Source organism: Micrococcoides hystricis (assembly GCF_042434215.1).
Lineage (GTDB): Bacteria > Actinomycetota > Actinomycetes > Actinomycetales > Micrococcaceae > Micrococcoides > Micrococcoides hystricis.
Genome location: NZ_JBHLUB010000029.1, coordinates 37,200 through 61,326 on the forward strand (window position 1 = coordinate 37,200; position 24,127 = coordinate 61,326).

Annotated in this window: 24 protein-coding genes and 4 riboswitches; of the genes, 15 read left to right on the forward strand and 9 right to left on the reverse strand. The window is 57.8% G+C overall.

The genetic code is table 11. From position 1 onward, the window contains the following. The first annotated feature begins 1 nt into the window (after position 1). The 5 genes from ACFFFR_RS07085 (at position 2) to ACFFFR_RS07105 (ending at position 4,765) form a co-directional block, all read left to right on the forward strand. Entirely contained in the window at positions 2–604 is a 603-nt protein-coding gene (locus ACFFFR_RS07085) for an ABC transporter ATP-binding protein (RefSeq protein WP_377459096.1), read from the forward strand. After that, positions 601–2,037, forward strand: a complete 1,437-nt coding sequence (locus ACFFFR_RS07090; RefSeq protein WP_377459098.1) for a hypothetical protein — start codon at positions 601–603, stop codon at positions 2,035–2,037. The genes ACFFFR_RS07085 and ACFFFR_RS07090 overlap by 4 nt, the downstream gene beginning before the upstream one ends. 75 nt (positions 2,038–2,112) lie before the next feature. Next, positions 2,113–2,532 (forward strand): DUF3151 domain-containing protein, encoded by a 420-nt coding sequence (locus tag ACFFFR_RS07095; protein WP_377459381.1) that lies wholly within the window; start codon positions 2,113–2,115, stop codon positions 2,530–2,532. A 133-nt stretch (positions 2,533–2,665) separates the two neighbouring features. Then, a complete protein-coding gene (locus ACFFFR_RS07100) occupies positions 2,666–3,955 on the forward strand; it encodes an adenylosuccinate synthase (RefSeq protein WP_377459100.1) in 1,290 nt (429 codons plus the stop codon). A 3-nt stretch (positions 3,956–3,958) separates the two neighbouring features. Beyond that, complete coding sequence (locus ACFFFR_RS07105; protein WP_377459102.1) at positions 3,959–4,765, forward strand: carbon-nitrogen hydrolase family protein; 807 nt, start codon at positions 3,959–3,961, stop codon at positions 4,763–4,765. Positions 4,766–4,849: 84 nt separating this feature from the next. Here ACFFFR_RS07105 and ACFFFR_RS07110 read toward each other — a convergent pair whose 3' ends face one another. Further along, complete coding sequence (locus ACFFFR_RS07110; RefSeq protein WP_377459104.1) at positions 4,850–5,722, reverse strand: DUF1206 domain-containing protein; 873 nt, start codon at positions 5,720–5,722, stop codon at positions 4,850–4,852. A gap of 29 nt (positions 5,723–5,751) precedes the next feature. Here ACFFFR_RS07110 and ACFFFR_RS07115 point away from each other — a divergent pair, with 29 nt between their 5' ends. Both ACFFFR_RS07115 and ACFFFR_RS07120 read left to right on the forward strand, forming a co-directional pair. Next, positions 5,752–6,156 (forward strand): MmcQ/YjbR family DNA-binding protein, encoded by a 405-nt coding sequence (locus ACFFFR_RS07115; RefSeq protein ID WP_377459106.1) that lies wholly within the window; start codon positions 5,752–5,754, stop codon positions 6,154–6,156. Between the two features lie 4 nt (positions 6,157–6,160). Further along, on the forward strand, positions 6,161–6,481 hold the full coding sequence (locus ACFFFR_RS07120; protein WP_377459107.1) for a putative quinol monooxygenase: 321 nt from the start codon (positions 6,161–6,163) through the stop codon (positions 6,479–6,481). Between the two features lie 23 nt (positions 6,482–6,504). On the opposite strand, the gene ACFFFR_RS07125 is transcribed toward ACFFFR_RS07120, so the two are convergent. Both ACFFFR_RS07125 and ACFFFR_RS07130 read right to left on the reverse strand, forming a co-directional pair. Beyond that, positions 6,505–6,909, reverse strand: coding sequence for an SdpI family protein (locus tag ACFFFR_RS07125; RefSeq protein ID WP_377459109.1), 405 nt, complete (start codon positions 6,907–6,909; stop codon positions 6,505–6,507). Next, complete coding sequence (locus ACFFFR_RS07130) at positions 6,906–7,268, reverse strand: hypothetical protein (RefSeq protein ID WP_377459111.1); 363 nt, start codon at positions 7,266–7,268, stop codon at positions 6,906–6,908. The genes ACFFFR_RS07125 and ACFFFR_RS07130 overlap by 4 nt, the downstream gene beginning before the upstream one ends. 204 nt (positions 7,269–7,472) lie before the next feature. On the opposite strand from ACFFFR_RS07130, the gene ACFFFR_RS07135 reads away from it, so the two are divergent. Further along, positions 7,473–7,580, forward strand: a complete 108-nt coding sequence (locus ACFFFR_RS07135) for an LPXTG cell wall anchor domain-containing protein (RefSeq protein WP_377459113.1) — start codon at positions 7,473–7,475, stop codon at positions 7,578–7,580. Between the two features lie 76 nt (positions 7,581–7,656). Here ACFFFR_RS07135 and ACFFFR_RS07140 read toward each other — a convergent pair whose 3' ends face one another. The 6 genes from ACFFFR_RS07140 to ACFFFR_RS07165 all read right to left on the reverse strand — a co-directional run bounded on the left by ACFFFR_RS07140 (position 7,657) and on the right by ACFFFR_RS07165 (position 14,951). After that, complete coding sequence (locus tag ACFFFR_RS07140) at positions 7,657–9,294, reverse strand: sodium:solute symporter family protein (RefSeq protein ID WP_377459115.1); 1,638 nt, start codon at positions 9,292–9,294, stop codon at positions 7,657–7,659. Then, complete coding sequence (locus ACFFFR_RS07145) at positions 9,291–9,899, reverse strand: OsmC family protein (protein WP_377459116.1); 609 nt, start codon at positions 9,897–9,899, stop codon at positions 9,291–9,293. The genes ACFFFR_RS07140 and ACFFFR_RS07145 overlap by 4 nt, the downstream gene beginning before the upstream one ends. A gap of 8 nt (positions 9,900–9,907) precedes the next feature. Then, positions 9,908–10,001, reverse strand: a riboswitch (SAM riboswitch). A 77-nt stretch (positions 10,002–10,078) separates the two neighbouring features. Next, positions 10,079–10,588: a CoA-binding protein gene (locus ACFFFR_RS07150; RefSeq protein ID WP_377459117.1), complete on the reverse strand. Its 510-nt coding sequence runs from the start codon at positions 10,586–10,588 to the stop codon at positions 10,079–10,081. After that, entirely contained in the window at positions 10,589–11,941 is a 1,353-nt protein-coding gene (locus ACFFFR_RS07155) for an O-acetylhomoserine aminocarboxypropyltransferase/cysteine synthase family protein (RefSeq protein ID WP_377459119.1), read from the reverse strand. Between the two features lie 53 nt (positions 11,942–11,994). After that, on the reverse strand, positions 11,995–14,031 hold the full coding sequence (gene acs, locus ACFFFR_RS07160; protein WP_377459121.1) for an acetate--CoA ligase: 2,037 nt from the start codon (positions 14,029–14,031) through the stop codon (positions 11,995–11,997). A gap of 6 nt (positions 14,032–14,037) precedes the next feature. Continuing rightward, a riboswitch (SAM riboswitch) is annotated at positions 14,038–14,162 on the reverse strand. Between the two features lie 123 nt (positions 14,163–14,285). Further along, positions 14,286–14,951, reverse strand: coding sequence for a biliverdin-producing heme oxygenase (locus ACFFFR_RS07165; RefSeq protein ID WP_377459383.1), 666 nt, complete (start codon positions 14,949–14,951; stop codon positions 14,286–14,288). A 215-nt stretch (positions 14,952–15,166) separates the two neighbouring features. Between ACFFFR_RS07165 and ACFFFR_RS07170 the strand changes: the two genes are divergently transcribed. The 7 genes from ACFFFR_RS07170 (at position 15,167) to ACFFFR_RS07200 (ending at position 24,112) form a co-directional block, all read left to right on the forward strand. Beyond that, on the forward strand, positions 15,167–17,413 hold the full coding sequence (locus ACFFFR_RS07170) for an HtaA domain-containing protein (protein ID WP_377459122.1): 2,247 nt from the start codon (positions 15,167–15,169) through the stop codon (positions 17,411–17,413). Positions 17,414–17,416: 3 nt separating this feature from the next. Beyond that, positions 17,417–18,535: a heme/hemin ABC transporter substrate-binding protein gene (locus tag ACFFFR_RS07175; RefSeq protein WP_377459124.1), complete on the forward strand. Its 1,119-nt coding sequence runs from the start codon at positions 17,417–17,419 to the stop codon at positions 18,533–18,535. Between the two features lie 17 nt (positions 18,536–18,552). Continuing rightward, entirely contained in the window at positions 18,553–19,701 is a 1,149-nt protein-coding gene (locus tag ACFFFR_RS07180) for a FecCD family ABC transporter permease (RefSeq protein WP_377459125.1), read from the forward strand. Beyond that, entirely contained in the window at positions 19,701–20,498 is a 798-nt protein-coding gene (locus ACFFFR_RS07185; RefSeq protein WP_377459127.1) for a heme ABC transporter ATP-binding protein, read from the forward strand. The genes ACFFFR_RS07180 and ACFFFR_RS07185 overlap by 1 nt, the downstream gene beginning before the upstream one ends. Before the next feature lie 19 nt (positions 20,499–20,517). Further along, positions 20,518–20,985 carry a hypothetical protein gene (locus tag ACFFFR_RS07190; protein WP_377459129.1) on the forward strand — a complete coding sequence of 156 codons (468 nt, stop codon included), beginning with the start codon at positions 20,518–20,520 and terminating at the stop codon, positions 20,983–20,985. A gap of 80 nt (positions 20,986–21,065) precedes the next feature. After that, positions 21,066–21,164: riboswitch (SAM riboswitch) on the forward strand. A gap of 106 nt (positions 21,165–21,270) precedes the next feature. Beyond that, a complete protein-coding gene (locus tag ACFFFR_RS07195) occupies positions 21,271–22,674 on the forward strand; it encodes an LLM class flavin-dependent oxidoreductase (RefSeq protein ID WP_377459131.1) in 1,404 nt (467 codons plus the stop codon). A 46-nt stretch (positions 22,675–22,720) separates the two neighbouring features. Further along, positions 22,721–22,818, forward strand: a riboswitch (SAM riboswitch). A 70-nt stretch (positions 22,819–22,888) separates the two neighbouring features. Further along, entirely contained in the window at positions 22,889–24,112 is a 1,224-nt protein-coding gene (locus tag ACFFFR_RS07200; protein ID WP_377459133.1) for an acyl-CoA dehydrogenase family protein, read from the forward strand. Positions 24,113–24,127 lie beyond the last annotated feature (15 nt).

The following is a 24,127-nucleotide window of genomic DNA, read 5'->3' on the forward strand; positions in this document are numbered from 1 at the left end:
TATGGACAATGATTCGGAAGCGCTACTGCACGTTGACGGGCTTGAGCTCACGCTCGGACGAAAACACTTGCTCGCCCCTGCCAGCTTCACGCTGCATGCTGGTCGCTGCGTTGCCCTGACTGGTCCGAACGGATCCGGAAAAACAACCCTTCTGCGGATCGTCACAGGCAAACTCCAACCCACGGCGGGCACGTTTCGCTGGGACGGAGTAAAGAACACCGACTTGTCCTTGGCGCTGGGATCGACCCCGTTCTACGAGAACATGACCGTCCAAGAACACTTAGGGTTGGTTGCGGCCAGCTGGTCGCTAGAAGAGTCTGCTGCTCGGCCTCTCGTCGAGGGCTTCGGCATGGAACCGATTCTAGACAGCTTCATTGAGGAGCTTTCCTCCGGAGAACGTCAGCTGGTCTCGCTCAGCCTCGCCCTGTTGCGACCGGCCAAGGTGCTCATCTTGGATGAACCGGAACAGCGGTTGGATACCCGCCGCCGCCAAGTTCTGGCGACACTACTCAACAAGCAACGCGAGCTAGGGGCCGCCGTCCTCATGGCCAGTCACGATACTGAGCTTGTTGAGGCGGTCGCCGATACGGTATTGCAACTATGAGTGACTTCTCGGTTCGGGCCACTCGGCGCTACCTCAACCGTCACGCTTTCCGCCTGAAGGATCGGCTCTATGTCGTGTATCTGGTGGGAATTCTCGGATTATTCTGGGGCCTGCCGGGATTGTTCTCCGTTGCTGGCGTTCTGGAAATCTTTGACTGGAGTGCCACTGAGGCAGCACAGGCTGGGGTCGTAGTTGCCGGAGCGAGTATCGTCGCTGCAGGCCTGCTACCGCTGCCGCTCGCATTGCCGTACACGGGACACCGGGAGTTCTTTTTCCTGATCCGTGGTGCGGGGACAAAGGCAGCGCTGACAACGCGTACGTTCATCGTCGTTGGGGTGGCGGCAGGCCTAGGTGCTTTGCTGGGAGGCATCCTTGCCGCAAGCAGCCGCGGCGAGCCGCCCCAGAACTTGTTGTTCCTCCTGATCATCCTCGGGGCAGGGGCAGGTCTGACAACCGCAGCTTGCTCGCTGCTCATCCAAGCGAAGACCAACTATGTCGGCAGGCTTGCGCCCCTGCTGATTGGGCTGGGGCTAGCTGCCACAGGGCTGCTTGCCGATACAGTGCTGCTGGAGTTCCTTGCCCTCGCAGCGTGGGTTCTACTGCTGGGAGGGCTGATGCTCACGGCTGCGGTGCCATCGCTCTTGGCCACAATTCAGTTCGGGCATCTGGATGAAATCACGCAGCGCCGCAAAGTCTTGCTCAGCGGGCTCTTTACCCAGAACACGGATGTGGCAACCGCGGTGATGTACCGCGTACCCAAACGGTTCCGTGGTTTGCGCATCGCGCCACCACGAAACGCGTTAGGTCAAGGAAGCTGGGCCGCATGGCTAACACTGCTGCGTACCCCGTACCGCACGCTTGCGCTACTGGTGGCGGTGACAATCCTTGGCGCGAGCATTGCGTGGGCCCAGAACAACGTTCTTATCGCCGCTCTCGTTGCCGCCATTCTCGGGTATGTGCTGACAGCGTTGGGGCAGAGCCTGTCCACCCGTATCACGGCACTTTCCGGAGACGGGCAAGAACGCCCACAAGTTTTCGCGTCGCTGCTCGGCCATGCGCTGCCGCCAGGACTGCTGTGCGCTGCGGTGTTTGTTGTACCGAGCTTGATCATCGGATTATTCGGCGAGCCGGTTCCGTCTGTGGGGTTGAGGAGTGCGCTGGCGCTCGCGGTCCTGACGATGTTCCTGCTGGCTGGTTCAGCCACCACCCCGGTGGGTGTCTTCACGCCGGTGATCACACCCCTTGGAGATGCCTCAGCGGTGAACTGGGTGCTGTGGTCGTTGCGCGGATTCCTGCCGGCGGCTGCTTGGGCCGTGGCCGTTGTCTGGTTGGGGCAAGGCATGGGGACAGCGGTTGCCCTTGGCGGGCTGGCGCTCGTGGTTGCCCTCCGGATGATTCGGTTGCGCCGCAGCGTTGTCACCGGCGCTAGATAGACTACATATGAAATCCGTGGTGCTGAGGCGCCACTGTCCACCGCGAAGAAAGAAGTGAGCTCTACCGTGGAATCCATGATCGGCCGGAATCTGATGGAAATGAAGCCGACACTGCTGCCAGAAGACGAAGAGTTCAACGCTCGCTACCAGGCCGGTGATGAAGCCGAAGATCTGGCCAAGGCGTTCCCGACCAGCTCGCTGGCTTGGGCGATGCTCGCTGAAGAGGCGTGGGAAGAAGGCCGCACCATCGAGTCCTATGCCTTCTCCCGGGTCGGTTACCACCGGGGTTTGGACGCCCTGCGCGGCGCTGGGTGGAAAGGCACCGGGCCAGTTCCGTTCAGCCATGAACCCAACCGGGGTTTCCTGCGTGCCCTGTACTCCCTGGGCCGGGCCGCTGCCGCGATCGGTGAGAGCGAAGAGGTGGCCCGCATCAAACAGTTCCTGCACGATTCGGACCCTGCAGCGGCAGAACTCATTGAGCAAGGTAAGTACTAATACTGTAGAATTGGCCTGTTAGGCCCCTGAGGTTGACCGCGCGATCTGGCTGCGGCAGCAGGGGCATTTGCTTGAAAGCTCAGGGTTGCCGCCATTGTTTTGTGTGGTGCGGCGTGCCCGTAGAGAGGACTTCATGCCAGCGATTGTAATCGTCGGAGCCCAGTGGGGCGACGAAGGCAAAGGTAAAGCTACCGACCTGCTCGGATCGCGGGTCGACTACGTCGTCAAACCCAACGGCGGCAACAACGCCGGTCACACCGTGGTTGTCAACGGCGAAAAGTTTGAACTCAAATTGCTCCCGGCCGGCATCCTGTCGGAAAACTCCGTGCCGGTGATCGGCAACGGTGTCGTCGTCAACCTCGAAGCACTCTTCGAAGAGATCGACGGCCTCGAAGCCCGTGGCGCGGACACCTCCCGCTTGCGTGTCTCTGCCAACGCACACCTGGTTGCCCCGTACCACCAGACGATGGACAAGGTCACCGAACGCTTCTTGGGTAAGCGTGCCATCGGCACGACCGGCCGCGGTATCGGGCCGTCCTACATCGACAAGGTCGGACGTCTGGGCATCCGCGTCCAAGACATTTTTGACGAGTCCATCCTGCGCCAGAAGATCGAAGGCGCCCTGCGCCAGAAGAACGAACTTCTGGTGAAACTGTACAACCGTCGCTCGGTGGAAGTCGACGAGATCGCCGAGTACTTCCTCTTCTACGCGGACCGGCTGCGCCCAATGGTCGTGGACAGCACCCGCCTGCTCAATGACGCCCTCGACGAAGGCAAGGTCGTTCTCATGGAAGGCGGCCAGGCCACCTTCCTGGACGTGGACCACGGCACCTACCCGTTCGTGACCTCATCCAACCCGACCGCCGGCGGCGCCTCCGTCGGATCCGGCATTGGCCCGACCCGCATCACCCGCTCCATCGGCATTATCAAGGCTTACACCACCCGCGTGGGTGCCGGGCCGTTCCCAACCGAGCTGTTCGATGACATGGGTGAACGCTTGCGCACCGTCGGCGGCGAATTCGGTGTCAACACTGGCCGCCCACGCCGCACCGGCTGGTACGACGCCGTCATGGCCCGCCAGGCTTCCCGCATCAACGGTTTCACCGACTACTTCCTCACCAAACTGGACGTGCTGACCGGCATCGAACAGATCCCGGTCTGTGTCGCCTATGAGGTTGACGGTGAACGGCACGATGAAATGCCGATGACCCAGACCGAGTTCCACCACGCCAAGCCGATCTACGAATACTTCCCGGGCTGGACCGAGGACATCTCCGGTGCCCGCAGTATTGACGATCTGCCGCAGAACGCGAAAGACTATGTGCTCGCTCTTGAAGCCATGAGCGGGTGCCGGTTCTCCGGTATCGGTGTTGGTCCGGACCGTGACCAGGTCATCCTGATTCGCGACCTGATTGAGGAGTAAACCATGAAGGTTTCGGTAGCACAGTTCCGCCCCAGCGGGGATGTACACGAAAACATCTCCACCATGGGCAACCTCGTTTCCGAGGCGGTAGCCGACGGCGCCGAACTGGTGGTTTTCCCTGAAGAGTCGATGTTCGCGCTCAACCGCATCACCGGTTCCTTGTCCGAGGCGGTCGATGACTACTGGACGACCTTCGTCAAGGAACTCTCCCTGCTGGCCGCCAACGCCAAGGTCGCCATTGTGGCAGGCGGCTACGAATCCTCCGGTGAGGAACGTCCGTACAACACCCTCGTTGTCGTGGACGACACCGGTGCGGTGGTCAACACCTACCGGAAGCTGCACCTGTTCGACGCATTCTCCTACCGGGAATCAGACAAGATCAAGCCGGGGAACGAAGACACCGTGGTATTCGAGTACCGCGGGGTCAAGATCGGGGTCATGACCTGCTACGATCTGCGTTTCCCAGAACTGGCACGCGACCTGGTGAACAAGGGCGCCGAACTGATTCTGGTGCCGAGCGCCTGGTTCGCCGGCGACCACAAGCTCTTCCATTGGCAGACCATCTTGGCCGCCCGCGCGATCGAAAACACCTGCTACGTGGCCGCCGCCGGAACCCGATCCTCCCGAACCATCGGCTACTCGGTCATCTTGGACCCAATGGGCTTGGACCTGGCCGGGCTTGAAGATGAAGAAGAAGGCGTCGCCACCGCAGACATCGACCCGCAACGGGTTACCGAAGTCCGTGGCTTCCTGCCAGTGCTGAAGAACCGGCGCTACTCCGTCGAAGGCCCACACTGGACCGCTAACTAAACCGGGCAAAAGCGCCCCAAAAACTTTTGGAGCCTGTTCCCCATTTGTGGGACAGGCTCCAATGTTTTCGACAGCGAGAAACTGTTAGTCCATCCGGTCGTAGGCGGAACGCATGAACAGGTAAATCCCGAATAGCACCAGACCCGCTCCGACCGCTGCAAGCAATGGCTGACCAAATGGCTGATCCAACATGGCCTTCAACGCACCATCAATACCGGTAGACTCCTCCGGGTTATTCTTCGCCGTCGCGACAATGAACAACAACCCTACAGCCGCCAAGACCAAGCCCTTGGCGGCGTGACCAATCACGCCGGTCACCGTAATAGCCTTAGAGATCTCCTTACGGCTGGTTGCTTTCAGGTCCTCCTCAAACTTCTTCGAGACACCCTTATACACGTAGAAACCACCGGCGATGACCAACCCGGCACCAATGGCGTAGAGCAGGATCGCCCCGGCAGGATTGCTCATCAGCGTTGCGGTCAGAGACTGTGCCTCGTCACCGGAATCTTTGTCCCCGCCGAAAGCGAAAGTAATACAGGTCGAGGCAATGGCGAAGAACGCGATGGCCTTGCCAGCACCTTTGACCGTTTCCTTGGCACGGTCAGACTTGTCTTTCGTGGTCCTGCCCATGGCGGCGAAGATCGCTTCAGAAACATGCCACAAGCCCAACATGAAGGCACCCAACATGCAGAACCAGATGAGCACCATCCCGAAAGGCTGTTCGGACAGCGTGCGCACAGCACCGGACTGGTCGGCTTGCTCCCCGCCACCACCGAAAGCAAGATTCCACGCGATCACACCCAGCACCAAGTGAATAACGCCGTTGGCGATATACCCGGCCCGAGCGGCTCTGCGGAACCACGGACTATCCGTCACCTGCTCGGCAACATCAGCGCCCTTGTTTGCCGTGCCTTTTGCCTTGTCCACACCTTGCTTTACTTGCGCCCTCTTCTGCATGTCCATGCTCTTACTCTAATCTTGATCACATGATCAGTCAGCTTATTTCTGCCGAAACGGTGCGCCGCTGGTGCCTGCGGTTCCCCTCGGTCATGATTGATCACCCCTTCGGGCCGCAGACCACGGTCTACCGAGACAAAACCAGTCGAAAGATGTTTGCCCTGCACTGGGAAACGGTGCCCGCTGCCGTACGTCGCAGCCTGCCAGAAGGACTTTCGCCTGAAACCGTGGCCGTGAACCTCAAAGCCGAACCCCATCTGAGCGAACACCTCCGGGCGGCGCACTGGCAGATCACCGGCGGGTACCACATGAACAAAACGCACTGGAGTACCGTGTTGATGGTCGTTGAAGGGACGCTGACCGAAAGGTTGCTGAAGGACCTGATCGAGGATTCCTATGATCTGGTCGTCAACGGCTCAAAGCCCCTAGGCTAGAGACATGATCTTTATCAACGCGAAAATGACCGTCAAAGATGCTCATCTCGATACTTTCCTAGACCAAGTCAAGGACTACACCGAAGCTTGCCGGGCGGAAGAAGGGAACCTGTGGTTCGAGTGGTACCGCTCTACGGATGAACCAAACGTCTTCCTGCTCTCGGAAGGATTCACGGACGAGGGCGCAGCCGCGCACGTGGAAAGCGAACACTTCAAACAAGGCATCGAAACCATGCGGCCGCTGCTGGTGAAAACCCCGGACATCATCTCCCGCCAGGTCGACGGCAACGGCTGGGACAAGATGGGCGAACTCCAGATCGACTAGCGTCTCTGAGAGCCCAACCAATATCAGTGAGCCCGGTCCTTCGCGTTGACGAAGGGCCGGGCCGCGGCGTTAGCGGCCCTTGCAGCACATAACACTACGATGACCGCCACAATGCAACACGCTACGACCCAGAGGCCCACCGTGAGATCTCGGGCATCCTCCGAAAGATCCAGCACACTGAACTGATCCAGAACCAGAACCGCGAAAACGCCAGCCGCGGCCACGTAGAAGACCATGCCGAGAAGCCGCAGTAGCCCCTGGGCTGCTTGGTGTCCGGCCCGCCACGCCTGCTCGCTAGCCATCGTGTATTTAGTTCGAATGCCCAGCAATGAGTTGAGCCCGATTCGATCTTGGGCAATGCGCCTCGTGACGTAGTGAACGCTCGCGCCGGCCAAGACCAAGACAACGGCAGGAAGAAGCAGGATCATGACGAGAACTCCGCTACTTTTCTATCCGCTGCTGCGCGGGCCCGAAAGTAGCTGACAATCACAGCAACGAGGGCTGCGCCGAAGAGCAGGCTCGGCCAAAGCAAGTCTTGATGATTGAAAAAGAAAAACCCAATGAAGAACAGTAGCGCAGCTGCGCTGAACGCGGTCTTCCAGATCAAGCTGTATTCCTTCTCGGCCGCCACATGAGCCTGACGCCACACTGCATTACTCGAGGTGGTCGTAGCGGTGCGTAACCCGAGCCTCGACGCTGGTCCCAGCGTGCCGTTAGTCAATCCTCGCTGTGCGACTTTGAACAAAAAACCGATCAGGGCTAGAACAACAGAGAAGAGAATGAGCATCCTCATATTCTCTCACGAGGGGGGAATGCGGCCCAGATCAACAAGCTGAGGCTTGGATCGTTAAGGTTGGTGCACCTGACGCGGATACCGCACCGGACCCCGTCAACTGAACCGAGTGCGATTGCAACCGAAACTGCATCGGAAGGGTCGACCCCTGCTGGCGGCAGCCAGACGACACCGGCGGCTGAGCGAACGGATGAAGCCTTGCCGCGCACCGGCGCCCAACTGCTGGTCCCAATCGGCTTGGCAGTCATCTTGCTGATGCTTGGTGGGGGCGCACTCTGGTTCCGCCGACGTCAGGCAGAGCTCTAGCTAAGTAGTGACCAATACAGAATGGGCCCGTCAGCACAATCGCTGATGGGCCCATTACTTTTGTAATCGGCTGTGTTTAGACCTGTCCCTCTAGCACTGGATCTGGGGTCTTTTCAGCGGAACCTGGGCTTGCATGCTGAGTGTGGAATGCGATGGAAATAAACGCTGTCAGAATGACCAGTAGGCCAACAAGACCGAACGCTCCAATGGCGTGGAGTTGTTCGGCAGCGAAGATGGCAACCGCCAGTAGAACAACGGATAGGCTTGCGAAAAATCGTCCAACACGAGTTCGGCCTGCATTAGTCGACAATTGCCACGGAGCTTGGACAAGAGTCACAGTGACCAAAGCCAGCAAGTTCGCGCTCATCCCAATCCATACCGGATGGATCCCTAAGAAGAACTCGGTGGCGGAGAATCCGGCCGCAGCGTACCAGCCTAGACCGGCGCTAAAGCCAGTCAGGACCGCAGCTACTGCCGCGGTGCGCGTTGCAAGTGGCCAGAAGAAGACGGCAAGAACGGGCGCAAAGGTAGCGCCATTGCGTAGCGTCCAGGCCAGAATATTCCACCATGCAGACTGCTCCATGCGTGCCAGTCCGAAGAGGACCATCAACGCGGTCAAGCCAATCAGTGAGTACCGGGTGTAGCGCACCAAGTCGGCTTCAGAGGCACCCTTTTTGAGAGCACCGATCACATCACGTCCTAGGGATGAGGCGCCCGAGAACTGGCAAGGACCTGCCCAACCAAGCGCTGCAGCCCAGACCCCAACGAAGAACACTCCCACAGCCCATGGCGGCAGGGTCTCTTGCATAAAGTGAGCAATATTGACCAGAGGCAGTCCCTCGGCAGGGGAGAGGACGGCGGCCAGTGTTCCGATGACTACGCCTAGAAGGATGAGGGGGATGCCTACGGCAGCAGCTTGGTAGAGTCCCTTCTGACCGTCCTCAGCGGAACGGGCAGACATTGTTAGTTGGAATGCGGCCTGGGCCAGCGGAACATTGATGATGAAAGTCGCGAACCACGCGATGATCAGCTGAGTCCCAGCGTTGCCCAGAGTCAAGAGTTCAGCTTGTTCCTGAAGCAGCTCGGCTAACGGGTTGTTGCTGGCAGCAACGGCGATCGCCCAAATGCCGACAATCGTCATGAGTGCGAACATGATGACATTGGCGATTTGGTTGAAGGCCAGCGACCGCATCCCTCCGGAGGTGAGGAAAACCAGAAGCAGCAACGCCGTCACCGCAACGGATACACCTAGGTCGAGACCGGTAAAGGCATGCAAGGCGGAGGCGAAGGCGATGGTTGTTGCCACCGAATACATGGGGAAGGTGATCGCGGTGATTGCCCCGGAAGAGATTTGGGCGACTCGTCCGAAACGTTCCCCAATCATGCCTGTAACGGTGATTAGCGCTCGTTGCCGCATGGGTTTCACTAAGAAAATGGCAATCAGTAGGACTTGTACCGTCTCGGCGACTCCGTACCACACGGCGGAAACCCCGGTTCGATACGACAACTCCAAGATGGCAATGTAGCTGGAGCCGGAGAACAACCCGGTGATTGCGGCAGCGATCACCCAGGGTTTGAAGGTCCGTCCACCGACAAAGAACGAGCCGACCTTATTCGCGTTTCGTGTCGGGTTATTAATGATGCGGTTGCCAACAACTAATGCCAAGGTGTAAATGACGGCAAGGCCGATGGTCCATAGTCCAACGCTGGTCATGCTGAAACCTCCTCGGCCGCGAAGCTGATGCTCGTGTGAGGCAGCTGCGATGCTGTCGGTCCTTCAACCCGGGCCTCTAAATCAAGTCGTTCGTGGAGCCTGTATTCGGTAACCGATGCATCTGCTGAACTTGCGAAGTCCCACACGACATCAAGCTTGACGTTGGCATCGGCGAGGAGATTCAGGCCGGGGCAACGCCGGTGAACTTCTTGTGCAAAGTCCTTGAGCGCAGATTCAGGATAGGTGCCGGCTTCTACAGAAACGGCGATCTGCAGTGCTACCTGATCAAAGTATGTTTGAACTCCGGTGACACCGCGTTGGCCCCTATCGTCTTGGAGCGCCAAGGCGTAGGCGTGCTGCGAGCCAACGGTGATGCCCAGGTCTTGAGCAGTTCTGCTGACAATGACTTGGGTGCAACCCAAAACACTCGCTAGAACAGCCTCCATGGGGGATGGGCCGCTGTCTGATCCGCCAGCGACTGCGGGTTGATCGAGGCTGATTTGGTGCCCACGAATCGTCGAGGTTGAGGCGAGTGGGTGGGTTGAGGAAGTGGCAACACGAAGCTTTTTCACGGTGGTGGCCACTTGAGAGCGCGTCAATGACACAGTGGTTCCTTCCATCGGTCCTGGCGGGAGCACCTCCCCCGAAGTCTCGGGTGGTTGCTGCGGCGTCAGCGAGCCAGATCTCTCGGCCGCTCTAGATGGGCAATTACGTATTCAGTTGTTTTGAGTGCTGGGGTGAATCCTTAACCGGAGTTCACCCCAGCAACAAGGCGATGATTTTGTTATGGCTGGCGTTTGGAGGAAATGACCCCCGTGTTGAAGCCGGCGAGGTTCAGTCCGCCGTGGAAGCGAGCGTGCTCAATCTTTACGCAGCGGTCCATGACGACTTTCAATCCGTAGGATTCAGCCAGTTTGGCGGCTTCTTCACTCCAGATCCCGAGCTGCAACCAAACGGTTTTGGCGCCAACCTTGTGAGCTTCTTCCACAATGGCCGGGGTATCCTCCGCGCGACGGAAAATGTTCACCATGTCTGGAACCTCCGGCAGATCTGCCAGCGATGCGTAGACCTTGTGACCCAAGATTTTTGCACCCTTTTCAGCAAGGAGCGGGTTTACAAAGTAGATGGTGTAGTCAGTGGAGGACAGCAGGTAGGTGGCCACAAAATAGCTAGCGCGTGCCGGCTTGTCGGAGGCACCCACAATCGCGATGGACTTGGTGCTGCGCAGAATATTCAGTCGCTCCCGTGCGGTCGGGCCTGTCCACGTACGCTGTGATGTAGTTTCAGAACTCATTTATTGCACCCCTGCCGATACAGTGACCTGTTCCGTGGTCGCGCGGACTTGCTCGTATGCCGCAGTCAAGGCCTGATCTAGGTCCCAGATAATGTCGTCCAAATCTTCCAATCCAACGGAGATGCGCACCAAGTCGGGGGAGATTCCGCAGTCGACGAGCTGTTCATCTGTGAGTTGCTGGTGGGTAGTTGAACCTGGGTGCAGGATCAGGGTGCGGACGTCACCGATATTGGCGAGGTGTGAGGCTAGCTGCAGGTTTTCAATGAAGGCTGCACCCAATGCGCGTGAGTCCAAACCATCAGCTGCTGCCAATCCAAAGGAAAATACCGAACCAATGCCATCAGGCAACAGTTCCTTGCCGCGTGCGTAGTCTGGGTGGGAAGGCAGACCAGCGTAATTCACGTAAGCAATGCGATCGTCGTTCTCCAACCATTCGGCGACAGCCTGAGCGTTGACCACGTGGTTCTCCATGCGCTGCGGCAGCGTTTCGACACCAATGATCAGTTGTTGGGCGGATTGTGGGGAGAGCGAGGCTCCGATGTCACGCAGCTGTTCAGAGCGAAGCTTCGTCAGGAAACCGTATTCGCCGAAGTTGCCCCACCACGACAGTCCGCCGTAGGAAGCAACAGGCCCGGTCATGGATGGGAAGTTCCCGTTGCCCCAATCGAACTGACCGGATTCAACAACCACGCCACCCAAAGTGGTGCCGTGGCCGCCGATAAACTTGGTCGCCGAATGAATGATGATGTCCACTCCGTGTTCGAACGGGCGGATCAATGCCGGAGGCGTCAGCGTAGAATCCACCACCAATGGGATGCCAGCTTCCTTGGCCACCGCGGACAGGCCTTCAAGATCAGCGATCCGACCGGCAGGGTTAGCAACGATCTCGGTGTAAATCGCCTTAGTCTTTGGCGTCAGCGCTGCCTTGAAGTCAGCTGGATCTTGGGAGTTTACAAAGGTTGTTTCAACACCGAAGCGACGCAGCGTCACGTCCAGTTGGGTGATGGTGCCACCGTACAGGGATGCGGAAGCAACGATGTGGTCCCCGGCTTGGGCCAGTGCGGCGAAAGTGATGAACTCTGCAGCCATGCCGGAAGCCGTGGCTACTGCACCGATACCTCCCTCCAACGAGGCGATGCGTTCTTCAAAAGCAGCGACCGTTGGGTTACCAATGCGGGAGTAGATCGAACCGTACTTTTGCAAAGCAAAGAGGTTCGCCGCATCATCAGTGTCCTTGAACACGAATGAGGTGGTGTTGTAGACCGGCACGGCACGGGAGCCGTGGATCTGGTCGGGCACCGAACCGGCGTGCAGTGCACGGGTGCGGAACCCGAAGTTTCGTTGCGATGACATGTGGAGGCACTGTCCTTTCTAGCGTGATCGTGGCAAAGCTGAGACGTTGAGGTCTAGCGAACGATCATCCGGGGTCTTGATTTCTTGGACACGGGGTATGAGTCCTTTACGGTCTTGTTGTTGGGGTAGTCAACGATCTCAGCGATCGCTGCAATGCAGGGTTCGTTCTGCAAGCTGGTGGTGTCTCCAAGCTTGCTGCCTTCGAACAGCTGGGTGAGTAGTCGACGCATGATCTTTCCTGAACGGGTCTTGGGCACGTCCGGGACAAAGACAATGTGCTTGGGCTTGGCGATCGGACCAATGTGTTTGCGCACGTGGTTGGTCAGTTCGTCTTGAACCGCGATGAATGCCGAGTCGGCAGATTTCACGGCCTCCGCGGTTGCCTGGTTCAGCACTACGTAGGCCACGGCGGCATGGCCGGTGTTCTCGTCATAGACTGGGCACACCCCGGCCTCGACTACGTCCGGGTGGGCTACCAGAGCGGATTCGATTTCGATGGTGGAGAGGCGGTGTCCGGAAATGGTAATAACATCGTCGATCCGGCCCAAGATCCAGATGTCACCGTCTTCGTCGTAGCGGGCACCGTCTCCGGCCAAGAACCAGTTTTGTTCCGGGTATGCGGCCCAGTAGGAGTCACGGTAACGGGCGGGGTTGCCCCAGACGGTGCGGGCCATGGACGGCCCGGGCCTGGTCACCACGATGTAGCCTTGGACGTTTGGTGCCACGCGTTCGCCCGCGTCGTCAACAATGTCCACGTCGACCCCGGGTAGCGGGCCTGTGGCTGACCCGGGTTTGAAGTCAGCGTCGGTTGGCCGCGGGGAGCAGATCGTCGAGCCCGTTTCGGACTGCCACCAAGTGTCAACCATGGGGGTCTCGCCGCGTCCCATGTGGGTGCGGAACCAGTTCCACGCTTCCGGGTTCGTGGCTTCACCCACGGTACCGAGCAACCGCAATGTGGACAGATCGTACTCGGCGGGGACGCCGTCGGGGAACGCGCCTTTCAGGGAGCGGATCAGGGTGGGTGCCGTGTAGTAGCTGGTCACCCCGTATCGGTCGATGATTTCAAAGTGCCGGCCCGGGTGCGGAGTCGTCGGGGTGCCTTCGTAGATCACCTGGGTGGCACCGGAGGACAGCGGCCCGTAAATCTCGTAGGTGTGCGCGGTCACCCACGCCAAGTCGGCCGTGCACCAGTGCACGTCGCTGTCCCGTTGAGACTCATCCGGGTTGGCAAAAATGTAGTTGTAGCTGAAGTGAGTCTGCGTGAGATACCCGCCAGAGGTGTGCACCAAGCCCTTGGGCTGGCCGGTGGTGCCGGAGGTGTACATGATGAACAGGGGGGTCTCCGAGTCGAAGAACTCGCACTCGTGCTCATCGGCGGCTGTCTCGACCGTCTCGTGCCACCACAGGTCCCGTCCTTCGGTCCAGTCGATCTCACAACCGGTCCGGCGAACCACCAGCACATGCTCAATGTTGTTCTCACCAGAAACGGCCTCATCGGCGGCCGCCTTGACGGCGACGGCTGTGCCGCGACGGAACTGGCCATCAGTGGTGACAAGCAGCTTGGCCCCGGTATCTTCAACCCGGAATTTGAGGGCTTCTGCTGAGAACCCGCCAAAGACCAGCGAGTGGATGGCACCGATCCGAGCGCAGGCTAAGGTGATAACAATGGTTTCTACCAGTACGGGCAGGTAAACCACTACGCGGTCGCCCTTAGTGATGCCCAATGTAGTGAGGGCATTGGCTGCTTGATTGACGCGGCGGTTCAGCTCGGCGTAGCTGACCGATTCGCGGTCTCCGGGTTCCCCTTCAAAGTGCAGGGCGATCTTGTCCCCGCGGCCAGCGGCGACGTGCCGGTCCAAGCAGTTGTAGGCAACATTGAGTTTGCCGCCTTCAAACCAGCGGATGTGCGGGACATCGTCCTCATCACGGGTGAAGGAGTAAACGTCGTCCCACGGGGTATGCCAATCGAGTTCGGCAGCAGCTTGCGCCCAGAACTCGAGGCGGTCCTCTTCGCTGATCTCGCCGTTGCGGGGATCGACCTTGTCAATGAGCCCAGCGGAAATCGAGCGTGCAGAAACAGAAGCAGTCATGATTACTCTCCATCGACTCCTGGCAGTAGCACCGGCCGCTACCGAAGTTCACATCGAAGAAGTGATGCGCTTTTGGGCGGTGGTTGCTGCGGCGTCAACAAGCCAGATCTCTCGGCCGCTCGGGATGGTTACAACTGCGAGCATACAAAATTAGCTGCGTGATCCCCTAATCCGGGTAAACCAATTGAGATGACGAACCTGGCGAAACGGCTAGGGGAACGCAGCTAATTCTGAAGAAATGCGTGAGATTTATATCAGTGTGTCGGGGCCAGCTCCTTTCGTTCATCCAAAGAGTTGAACAGCTCCCGGTTCAGGTCAAAACCGTACTGTGCTTCAACAATGAGGGCATCTTGGGCGCGGATTTCAGTGACTGCTTCTGCCAACAGAATCCGGTACTGATCCTTGTAAGCCTTGAGTTTGGGGATGCTGGAAAAATGCCACGCCGTCCGTTGCTGTGTTGGAACCCCATAGTGCCGATCGACTAGTGCGGAAATAATTTGTCCGCCGGAAAGGTCACCCAAATAGCGCAGGTAGTGGTGCGCCAGAACCCGATACGCATCCAAATCATTTTCTTGTTGCGCCAGCACATGTAACCGGGAGACATATTGGGCTGTTGCTGCCGTCGGAACCGGGGCCATGTCCAGTCCATGCTCCTGAGCTAATGATCGGTAGTCGGCCGATAAGAGGTCGAACCTTTCGAGCTCAGGATCCAGCAGCTTATGCAGTTCAGGGTGCTGGTGGCGGACTTGCGCCACCGCGAACTCTAGTGCCCGGTACAGATGGAGGTATTGACCAATCAATCGGGCATAGTCCGTGGCGTCGCGTTCGCCTTTCATGAGGGAGGAGATAAAGGCGCTGGATTCGGCAGCCTCGTGTTGTGCAGTGGTTTCGTGCTTGAGGCGCTCGCTGAAGGGAAGCATGTTCACAGGTCTTTCCGTGCGTTCTTGCGAAAGAGAATCGGTCGATTGGTGACCAAGTTAGCGCACCTGAAGCAATTAGCGCAATGTTTTCTTACGTTATTGCATTTAGGTGAGCCTTGCTTTATTGTGAGTGTTGGCTGTGGGAGCTAACGACAACGACTGAGGTGGAAATCTTGGTCACACTTCGCACTATTTCAAAAGGAAAAACGTCCATCATGACGCTTGCTCTCCAGGGGACAACCCGCAGCCGCGCCAAAAAGCTGGCGCTCAGTATGGCTTTGACCGCCGGACTACTCGCCCCGATTTCCCTTCCGTTCGCCACCGCGGATACGCAGCTACCACCGTCAGCCACCCAAGAATGCCGTGACGCGGTCATCTCTGAGTCGACGATGGATTGGGGCTTCCGTGAATCTTTCATGAAGTATCTCACCGGGCGTATTGCTAACGGCAAAGTGGAAACCACTTCACCTGTAACCGAAACAAACCATGTTTTCTCCTTTACCGGTGGCAGCGGTGAATATTCATTTGCAACTCATGACGTCAGCATCTCTTACCCTGGTTCGTTCAGTTTCTGGGGCCACGGTGGAACCTTGGACTCGACCTTCAGCAACGTTCGAATCGTGATTGAAGGCGGAAAGAAAGCCTTCTTCGTCGCCGACGTCAAGTACCAAGGCGACCTGAATATGGCGACGTATGAGTCCACGACTTACAACGAAAAAGACGTTAAGTTTGCCACCATTGACACTTCCGCGATGACAGTGGACCGGGCGACTTCCACCCTGTCTTTCACAAATGCCGCCACGAATCTAACTGCTGATGGCGTGCGCACCATGGCGGAGTTCTATCCCGAAAATGAACCGCTAGCTCCGATCACGCTCACTGCTAAGGTAGGAGCGCTCGGGTCTGCATGCCCGCCGGCGCCAGTGGAGACGGAAGCCCCGGCTGAGCCGGAGCCAACGCAGCCAGCAACACCGAAGCCAAGCACACCAAATCCATCTACCCAGAGCCCGAAGCCTACTAAACCTGCAACTTCCAAGCCGGATTCTGCCAAATCTGCTGAAGCTGGTGTCAGCGCAGGTACGTTTGATTGGGGTGTGAAGAAGTCCTTCATGTCCTACATCAACGGCCCGATCGCTAAGGGTAAGGTCACGGTCAACGGCGGGAAGAACAACGCCGGGACGCTGTCCTTTGCTAAGGCCAACGGGGTGTTTGACCCGACCACAAAGAAGGGGCACGTTACTTTCCCAGGCAGTGTCAACTTCACCGGGCACAACGGTGCGCTTAACACCACGTTCACCAACTTCAGCGTGCACTTTGATGGAAGCAAAACAGCTGTACTCCGGGCTGATGTGAACGCAAAGGAACTATCTGGCGGAACTTACAGCGGCAAACAAGTTGCCTTGGCAACCGTGGACGCGGCTAGTTTGAAAGTGTCCAAGTCCAGCCTGAGCTTGAAGAACGCAGCAGCGAAGCTCACCAAGGACGGCGCAGAAGCGTTCGGTGGTTTTTACGAAGCTGAGAACGCGCTGGACCCAGTGTCTATCACCGCTTCCTACAGTCAGTCCACTAAGCCAGTAGCAGCTGACAAGACCAAAGCACCAACATCCACCGGCTCACCTGCAAAGACAGGTTCATCACGGACCGGAAACGCTAAGACCCCAGCCGGCGTCGCAGCTACTGCTGGCGGAACCGGCGCAACGAACTCGGGATCAACCGCTACTACGGCTACTGGGGGCGGCAGCGCCACCGCTACCGACATGGTGGAAGTTTGTGCCGACCACGAACTAGTCAACGGCACGGCCTCTTGGGGTGTGAAGTCTTCCTTTGCCGCCTACCTCCGTGGTGCCATCGCCAACGGCGACTGGGACCTGACTGGTGTTACCCACAGTAACGGTGCGTTCAACTTCAGCAACGGTACCGGAACCTTCGACAAGACCGCCGGCACCGGTGTGCTATCCCTGCCCGGAACCCTGCATTTCAAGGGACATTCCGGCGCGCTAGATATGAAGATGACCAACCTGAAGATCAAGATCAACGGTGCTAACTCCGCCACGATGATCTGGGACGTCTCTTCCAAGGGCTACGAAGGCCAAGGCGGCGTAGACGCTACTGGCGTTGAATTCGCCTCCATTTCCGGACCGATTTCCGTTACCGATGACAAGATCAGCGTATCTGGTGCTGAAGTGAAGTTGACCAAGACCGGCGCAGACGCCTTCGCGGGCTTCTACCAAGCAGGTCAGGTCATGGATCCAATCTCCTTCTCCGCGTCCATCGGGGAAGGCGGCAGCTGCAGCATGGTCCCAGCGGACTCTGCCGCAGCAGCCAGCGCAGGCAAGGGTGGCCTTGCCAAAACTGGGGCAAGCGCAACCCCACTGGCTGCCACCGGTTTCGGGGCACTCTTGCTCGGTGTGGCAGCATTCTTTGCCGCTCGCCGCAACAAAACCGAAGCTGGAGGTCAGTAATAAATGAATAAGTGGCTCAACCGGTTGCTGGTAGGCGGAACCAGCATCTTAGCTAGTCTTCTGCTCGTCACAAGTTGCTCCTCTCCGATCCCTGCCGGGACGGATGCGACAGAAGAAGCGTCGGCGGCTTCATCCCACAGCTCGGAGTCGCCGACCCCGTCTACCAGCGCCGTTGAGCCGCTCTCATTACCCAGTGGCCCTGTTTCAATTGCCCCGGTACCGGCGGTAGAACCGGTCTCCTCCAAAGCGGAACCTGCTTTGCCGGTCACCTTTAAAGACGTCACTGGTGGAACCCACGAGATTACCGACACATCCAGGGTTCTTGCCTTGGACATTTACGGCACCTTTGTTGAAACCATCATCGCCCTCGGCGAGCAGGACAAGCTTGTGGGGCGAACCAGCTCCAACACGCAGCCGGAAATCGCTGACCTTCCCATGGTCACGGTCGGTGGTCACCAGCTGAATGCTGAAGCAATCCTGAACCTGCAACCGACCTTGGTCATAGCGGATAAGACCCTTGGCCCGCCAGAAGTACTCACCCAATTGGCGGACGCGGGAATCCCGGTCGTCTACCTAGACGCCAAACGAACCTTGGCCACCATGCCCACGATGATCCAAGACCTCAGTGACATCATGGGCGTGGCGGACCGAGGGGAGGAACTTTCTGAAGAGATTTCCCAGCGGCTAGAGCAAGTCACCGAACAGATCAAAGCCCGCTCCGCAGAAACTCAGAAACAGCCAGCAGCTGCCTTCCTCTACATCCGTGGCAGTGGATCTGTGTTCTTCATCTTTGGTAAAGATTCGGGGGCTGACGATCTGATCACGTCCCTAGGACTTAAGGATGTCGCCTCAGAGAAAGGGATTACCGACTACAAGCCTGCCACCGCGGAAGCCTTAGCCGAGCTGGCACCTGATGTATTGATCGTCATGTCCTCAGGTCTAGAGTCCGGCGGTGGCATTGAAGAATTGCTCAAACGCCCGGGAGTTGCCCAGACTCCTGCCGGCAAGAACAAACGCATCATTGATTTACCCGATGGCCAGTCGCTGTCCTTCGGGCCTAGCTACCCGGACATGGTGGAAAAGATCATCCAAGAGGCCTTTACCGCCGATTCCGGAAAATAAGAATCCGGTCACGCCCCATGACAACTTCACTGTCCAAACCACCAACGCAGACCCCTCAAAAGACGTCCGGCACCCCACAGCCGCCGGCCCGTCTGCAGGGTGCTGCCCGACGCCAAGACCGCCGCAAATACTGGCGCCCAGTCACACTGGTTGTCCTCGTAGTGCTGTTGGCTGGTGTTGGACTGGTTTCTATTGCCACGGGACAGTATCAGCTACCGATGCCAGAGGTGTTCGGTGCGTTGCAACGGCGCGTGACCGGGCTGTTTGGCGGACCAATACATCAAGACAGTGCCCAGCAAATGGCTGATAGCACCATCATGAATGTGCGTTTTCCGCGGGTGCTCTTGGGCATCATTGTTGGTGCAGGACTCGGCATTGCTGGTGCAGCCATGCAGGGGATTTTTGCCAACCCACTAGCCGAGCCGGGCATCATCGGGGTTTCTTCCGGTGCCGCCTTGGGAGCAAGTTTGGCGATCGTCTTCGCGTGGGACCAAGGCTTTGCCTTCGCAGTACCGCTGAGCGCGTTTGTTGGTGGCGTGTTTGCCACTTGGCTGGTGTACATGCTCTCCCGCAGCAGCGGAAAATCCGTGGTGCTAACCCTGGTGCTGACCGGTATTGCTATCAATGCGGTCGCTGGTGCCGGAATCGCGTTCCTGACCTTCATGGCAGAGACAACATCCAGAGAACAGATCGTCTTTTGGCAACTCGGGTCCCTGAACGGGGCCACCTGGCAGGCCGTTGGTACAGCCGGTGCTGTAGTGCTCTTTGGCATCCTTGTGCTGACTGGTTTGAGTCGGAAGCTGGATGTGTTGGCGCTGGGTGATAAATCCGCCAGACAAGCGGGCATTCACGTAGAACGTGTACGTGTCGGGGCGATTCTTACGATCGCGCTCGTCACAGCTGCTGCGGTCAGCTACGCCGGGATCATCAGCTTTGTGGGACTCGTTGTGCCACATGCATTGCGCTTGCTGATTGGCCCCGGGCACAAGTACTTGTTGCCACTATCAGCATTGGGCGGAGCGGTGCTGCTGATGAGCGCAGATATTTTTGCCCGAACCTTGATTCCGTTCGCCGATATGCCCATTGGGATCTTCACCGCATTGGTTGGCGGGCCGGTCTTCTTCATCCTGCTGCGCCAAACTCTCAAGAAACAGGGGGTTCTGTGATGGAAAAGCTTGCCCTACAGTCCTGGGACATCAGCGCTACACGCGGGGGACGAAACATCCTGAGTGGTGTTGATATGCAACTGAAGAAAGGTACATTGAACGTCATCATTGGACCCAATGGTGCCGGAAAATCAACACTGATTGATGTCCTGAGCGGAGAAGACCAACCCCGTAGCGGAAAAGTGGAGATTTTCGGTCGCGATCTCCGTTCGATGACGGTGCTGGAACAGGCACAACAGCGGGCGGTGATGGCCCAAGAAACCGCCGTTTCTTTCGCCTTCACGGTTGAGGAAATAGTGGAAATGGGTCGGCAATGTTGGGCCAAGACACCCTGCCGGGAACTGGACCAGCAAAACGTCACGCAAGCCATCCAATTAGCTCAGCTCGATCACTTGGCGGAAGCACGCATCACCGAAGTTTCCGGGGGCGAACGTCAGCGAGCCGCGTTTGCCCGGGTTCTAGCCCAAGACACCCCGCTCATCATTCTGGATGAGCCGGTGGCCGCAATGGATATCAAACATCAGGAACAAACCCTGCAGACGATCAGGCGGTTGTGCACGGAAGGACGTACCGCGTTGGTGGTTCTGCACGACCTGTCTTTCGCCGCCCATTACGCAGATCAGCTGATTCTGCTTGCACAGGGACAAGTTGTCAGTGCCGGAAAACCTCAGGTTGTTTGCGACCCGGAGATCCTTTCTGCGGTGTATGAAACTCGACTTCATGTTCACACCGACATGGCTGGGAAGGTCATCAGTATTGTCCCGGAGCGAAGCTCTTTTCTATCTTTTGCCTCCTAGACACACCTAGACTTGGCATATGAGCGAAGATCACACGGAGCAACCACATCACCTGAAGCATCTCTTGGGCGACACCGCCAAAGTGCTCGAGCTCAAGAACCGGATCGTAGAAGAATGCCTCGATCCGAACGTGCAGCGGATGCACGAAATGGCGTACGACCTGCACGAGTCGACCGGGGTTTCCGCGCGCGAAGCCCAGCTATACATCGCGCACTTGCTCAAAGAAGCCGCAGCGACAGTGCTGTATTGGCAAGTAGCCGAAGCCGCTGCAGACGAAGTACCGGATGAGCAAATCGCGCTCGCGGTCGGAATGGAACCCGGCAGCAGTATCCGTGAACGCTGGCCAGGTATTGATAAGGCTGTTGAGGCTCGTGAACGGGTGGCGGAAACCTTAGAGCCGGTCAGCGTCGACTTCGGCCACGGGTTCACACTGCAAATGCACCTGACACATGACCCGCGCTTCGATGAGTATTCGGACGAGGACTAGTGTGCTGGGTCAGCAAAGATTAATTTTTGTGAAGAGCGTGGATTAGGCCACGTTCGCGGACCGTGTTTCAATGGAACTCGTAACCATCCAGAGTGGCTGAGAGACCTAGCTCGCTGAAGCCACAGCAACCCCGGTAGTTCATACTACTGAGAGGGTGCTACCGCTAGGACCGATGGAGAATTCCATTCACACAGGTCCACAACCTTGGCGCTTTTGCGGCAAAACCAAGGCTGCGCCACGTCGTGTTTGGCAAGGTTCCTTCGGCGAGAGAGAAGAAGGAGCTTTATGAGCACCAACGCACAGCAAGCGTCCCGTCAGATCCTTTTCAACGCCTTCGACATGAACTGTGTTGCTCACCAGTCCCCAGGTTTGTGGCGCCACCCAGAGGATAAAGCTCGTGACTATAACACGATCGGGTACTGGACGCACCTAGCTAAAACCCTCGAAAAGGGCCTATTTGACGGTGTGTTCATTGCAGATGTACTTGGCACCTACGATGTCTACGGCGGGTCCAACGAGGCGCCTCTGCTGACCGGGGCTCAGGTGCCGGTCAATGATCCAGCCCTGCTAATTTCCGCTATGGCTGCCGTGACCGAGCATCTTGGTTTCGGTGTCACAGCCGGTACCGCCTACGAGCATCCGTACCCTTTCGCTCGTCGCCTCGCTACTCTCGATCACCTGACCAACGGGCGTGTTGGTTGGAACGTCGTGACCGGATACCTGCCGTCGGCAGCCCAGAACATGGGCAATGACGATCAGATGGCACACGATGAGCGTTACGATCACGCGGACGAGTACCTAGAAGTCATTTACAAGCTGTTGGAAGGCTCCTGGGAAGACGACGCTGTTCAGTACAACAAACAGACCGGTGTGTTCACTGATCCGACCAAGGTGCATCCGATCAAGCATGAAGGCAAATACTTCAAAGTTCCGGGCATTGCTATCACCGAGCCGTCAGTACAGCGTACCCCTGTTATTTTCCAAGCTGGAGCGTCGCCGCGAGGTAAAGCGTTCGCAGGTAAACACGCCGAAGCCGTTTTCGTAAACAACAACACCATCGAGACTTTGAAATCGACGGTCGCCTCTATCCGTGAGAATGCGGTCGCTGCAGGTCGCGATCCGTACGATATCCGGATCTTCACCATGCAGACCATCATCACCGGCGCGACCGATGAGGAAGCTCAAGCCAAGTACGAAGAATACGTCAAGTCCGCCGACCCCAAGGGCGCGCTAGTGCTTCTCTCCGGTTGGATGGGAGTCGATCTGTCCAAGTACGACTTGGATGATCCAATCGGTGATGTCGAATCCAATGCCATCCAATCTCTGGTCACCAGTCTTCAGACTGGAACCGCTGACAACGAACCGTGGACAGTGCGCAAGCTCAGTGAATGGGTTGGGGTAGGCGGCTTCGGACCGACTCTCGTTGGTTCTGGCGCCACCGTCGCCGAAGAGCTCATCCGCTGGCAGCGCGAAACCGATGTTGACGGCTTCAACCTGGCCTACGCCATCACCCCGGGAACCTTCGAAGACATCGTTGAATACGTGGTTCCTGAGTTGCAGGCACGCGGAGCGTACAAGACCGAATATACGGACGGCTCTTTGCGTAACAAGCTCTTCGGTGAAGGTGACAAGGTTAAGGACACCCACCCCGCGGCTTGTTACAGCCTCGCCCGCAGCCTCGTGTCCTAAATCCAGTACACAAAACTAAATATAGAGAACTCAATACGAAAGAAATCGACCATCTAGAGCAGCTGAGAGATCTGGCTCAATGACGCTGCAGCAACCGGCTCCACCACAGCGGGGACAAGGTGCTCCTGCCAGGATCGATGGAAGTTTCCTTCCCACCTCTTCTTCTGTGAGGTGGGTGGGCGCTTCCGCTTACCCGACCACAAGGAGAAGAACAATGACAAGCACACTAACCACGCAGACCACCGCTTATTGGAAACCCGCGGCTGAAGGTGAACTTGAGTACTGGGTGCCGAAGGCCCAAGCAGCCGCCGCAGAACTAGCACAAGACGTACTCGCTCGGGACGCTGCCAACCAAGAACCATTTGCCGAAGTTGAGATCCTGCGCAAGCACGACCTGATCACGGCCATCATCCCGAGTGAATTTGGTGGCGGCGGCGCAGCCTTCTCCACCGTCTTCGAGATTGTGCGGGAGCTGGCCAAAGTAGACGGCTCGATCGCCCAATTGTTCGCCTACCACAGCGTGAACGTCGCCGGAATCGGTGTCTTCGGAGACGAAGAGACAACCGCACGCCTGTGGCGCAAGATTGCAGATGAACAGGCTCTTGTCGGCGATGCCGTCAATCCGACTGATCCTCATCTGAACCTGCGTCAGGTCGGCGAGAATTTACTGCTCAACGGGACTAAGCGTTTTGCTACCGGGGCTGGAGTTGGAGAATACATCTTTGTCTTAGGTGTACTTGCTGACGGACCGAACACCGGAATCGGCCAGGCAGCTTTGGTCGGTCGAGAACAAGCCGGTGTCAAACACCACGGGGACTGGAACGCATTGGGCCAGCGGCTCTCGTCTTCAGGCTCAGTGACCTTCGAGGATGTTGAACTTGGTGCCGACGCTCTAGTCGGTCTAGACAAGGGGACCGCGTGGCAGGCTCTGATCGCGCCACTGATCCAACTGGCTTTCGTGAACTTCTACCTTGGAATCGCCGAAGGGGCGCTGGAAAAAGGCAAGACATTGATCAACCAGCGGCAGAACGCCTGGTTCTTGGCGAAGGCAGAACGCTACAACCAAGACCACATCTTCCAACGCTTAGTGGGAGAGCTCCACGCCCGGACGGTCGCGGTAGCCGCCCTGACCGAGAAAGTGAACGGAATTCTTGACGCCACGCTGGCGACTGGACGGGCACTGACGCTAGAGGCACGCAGCGAGTTAGAGGTTCAGATTGCCCAAGCCAAGGTGGTTTCCTCTGACGTGGCGACCGATGTGACCAACCGTGTCTTCGAGTTCACCGGTTCCTCCTCAGCCAAGCCAGAAACTGGGCTCGACCTGTACTGGCGGAACGTGCGCACGCACTCGCTGCATGACCCGGTTGATTACAAGAAGATCGAAGTGGGCGCCCACTTCCTGCTCGGCGAATACCAGCCCATCAGCCTCTACACCTAAGCTGCGGCACCCGAA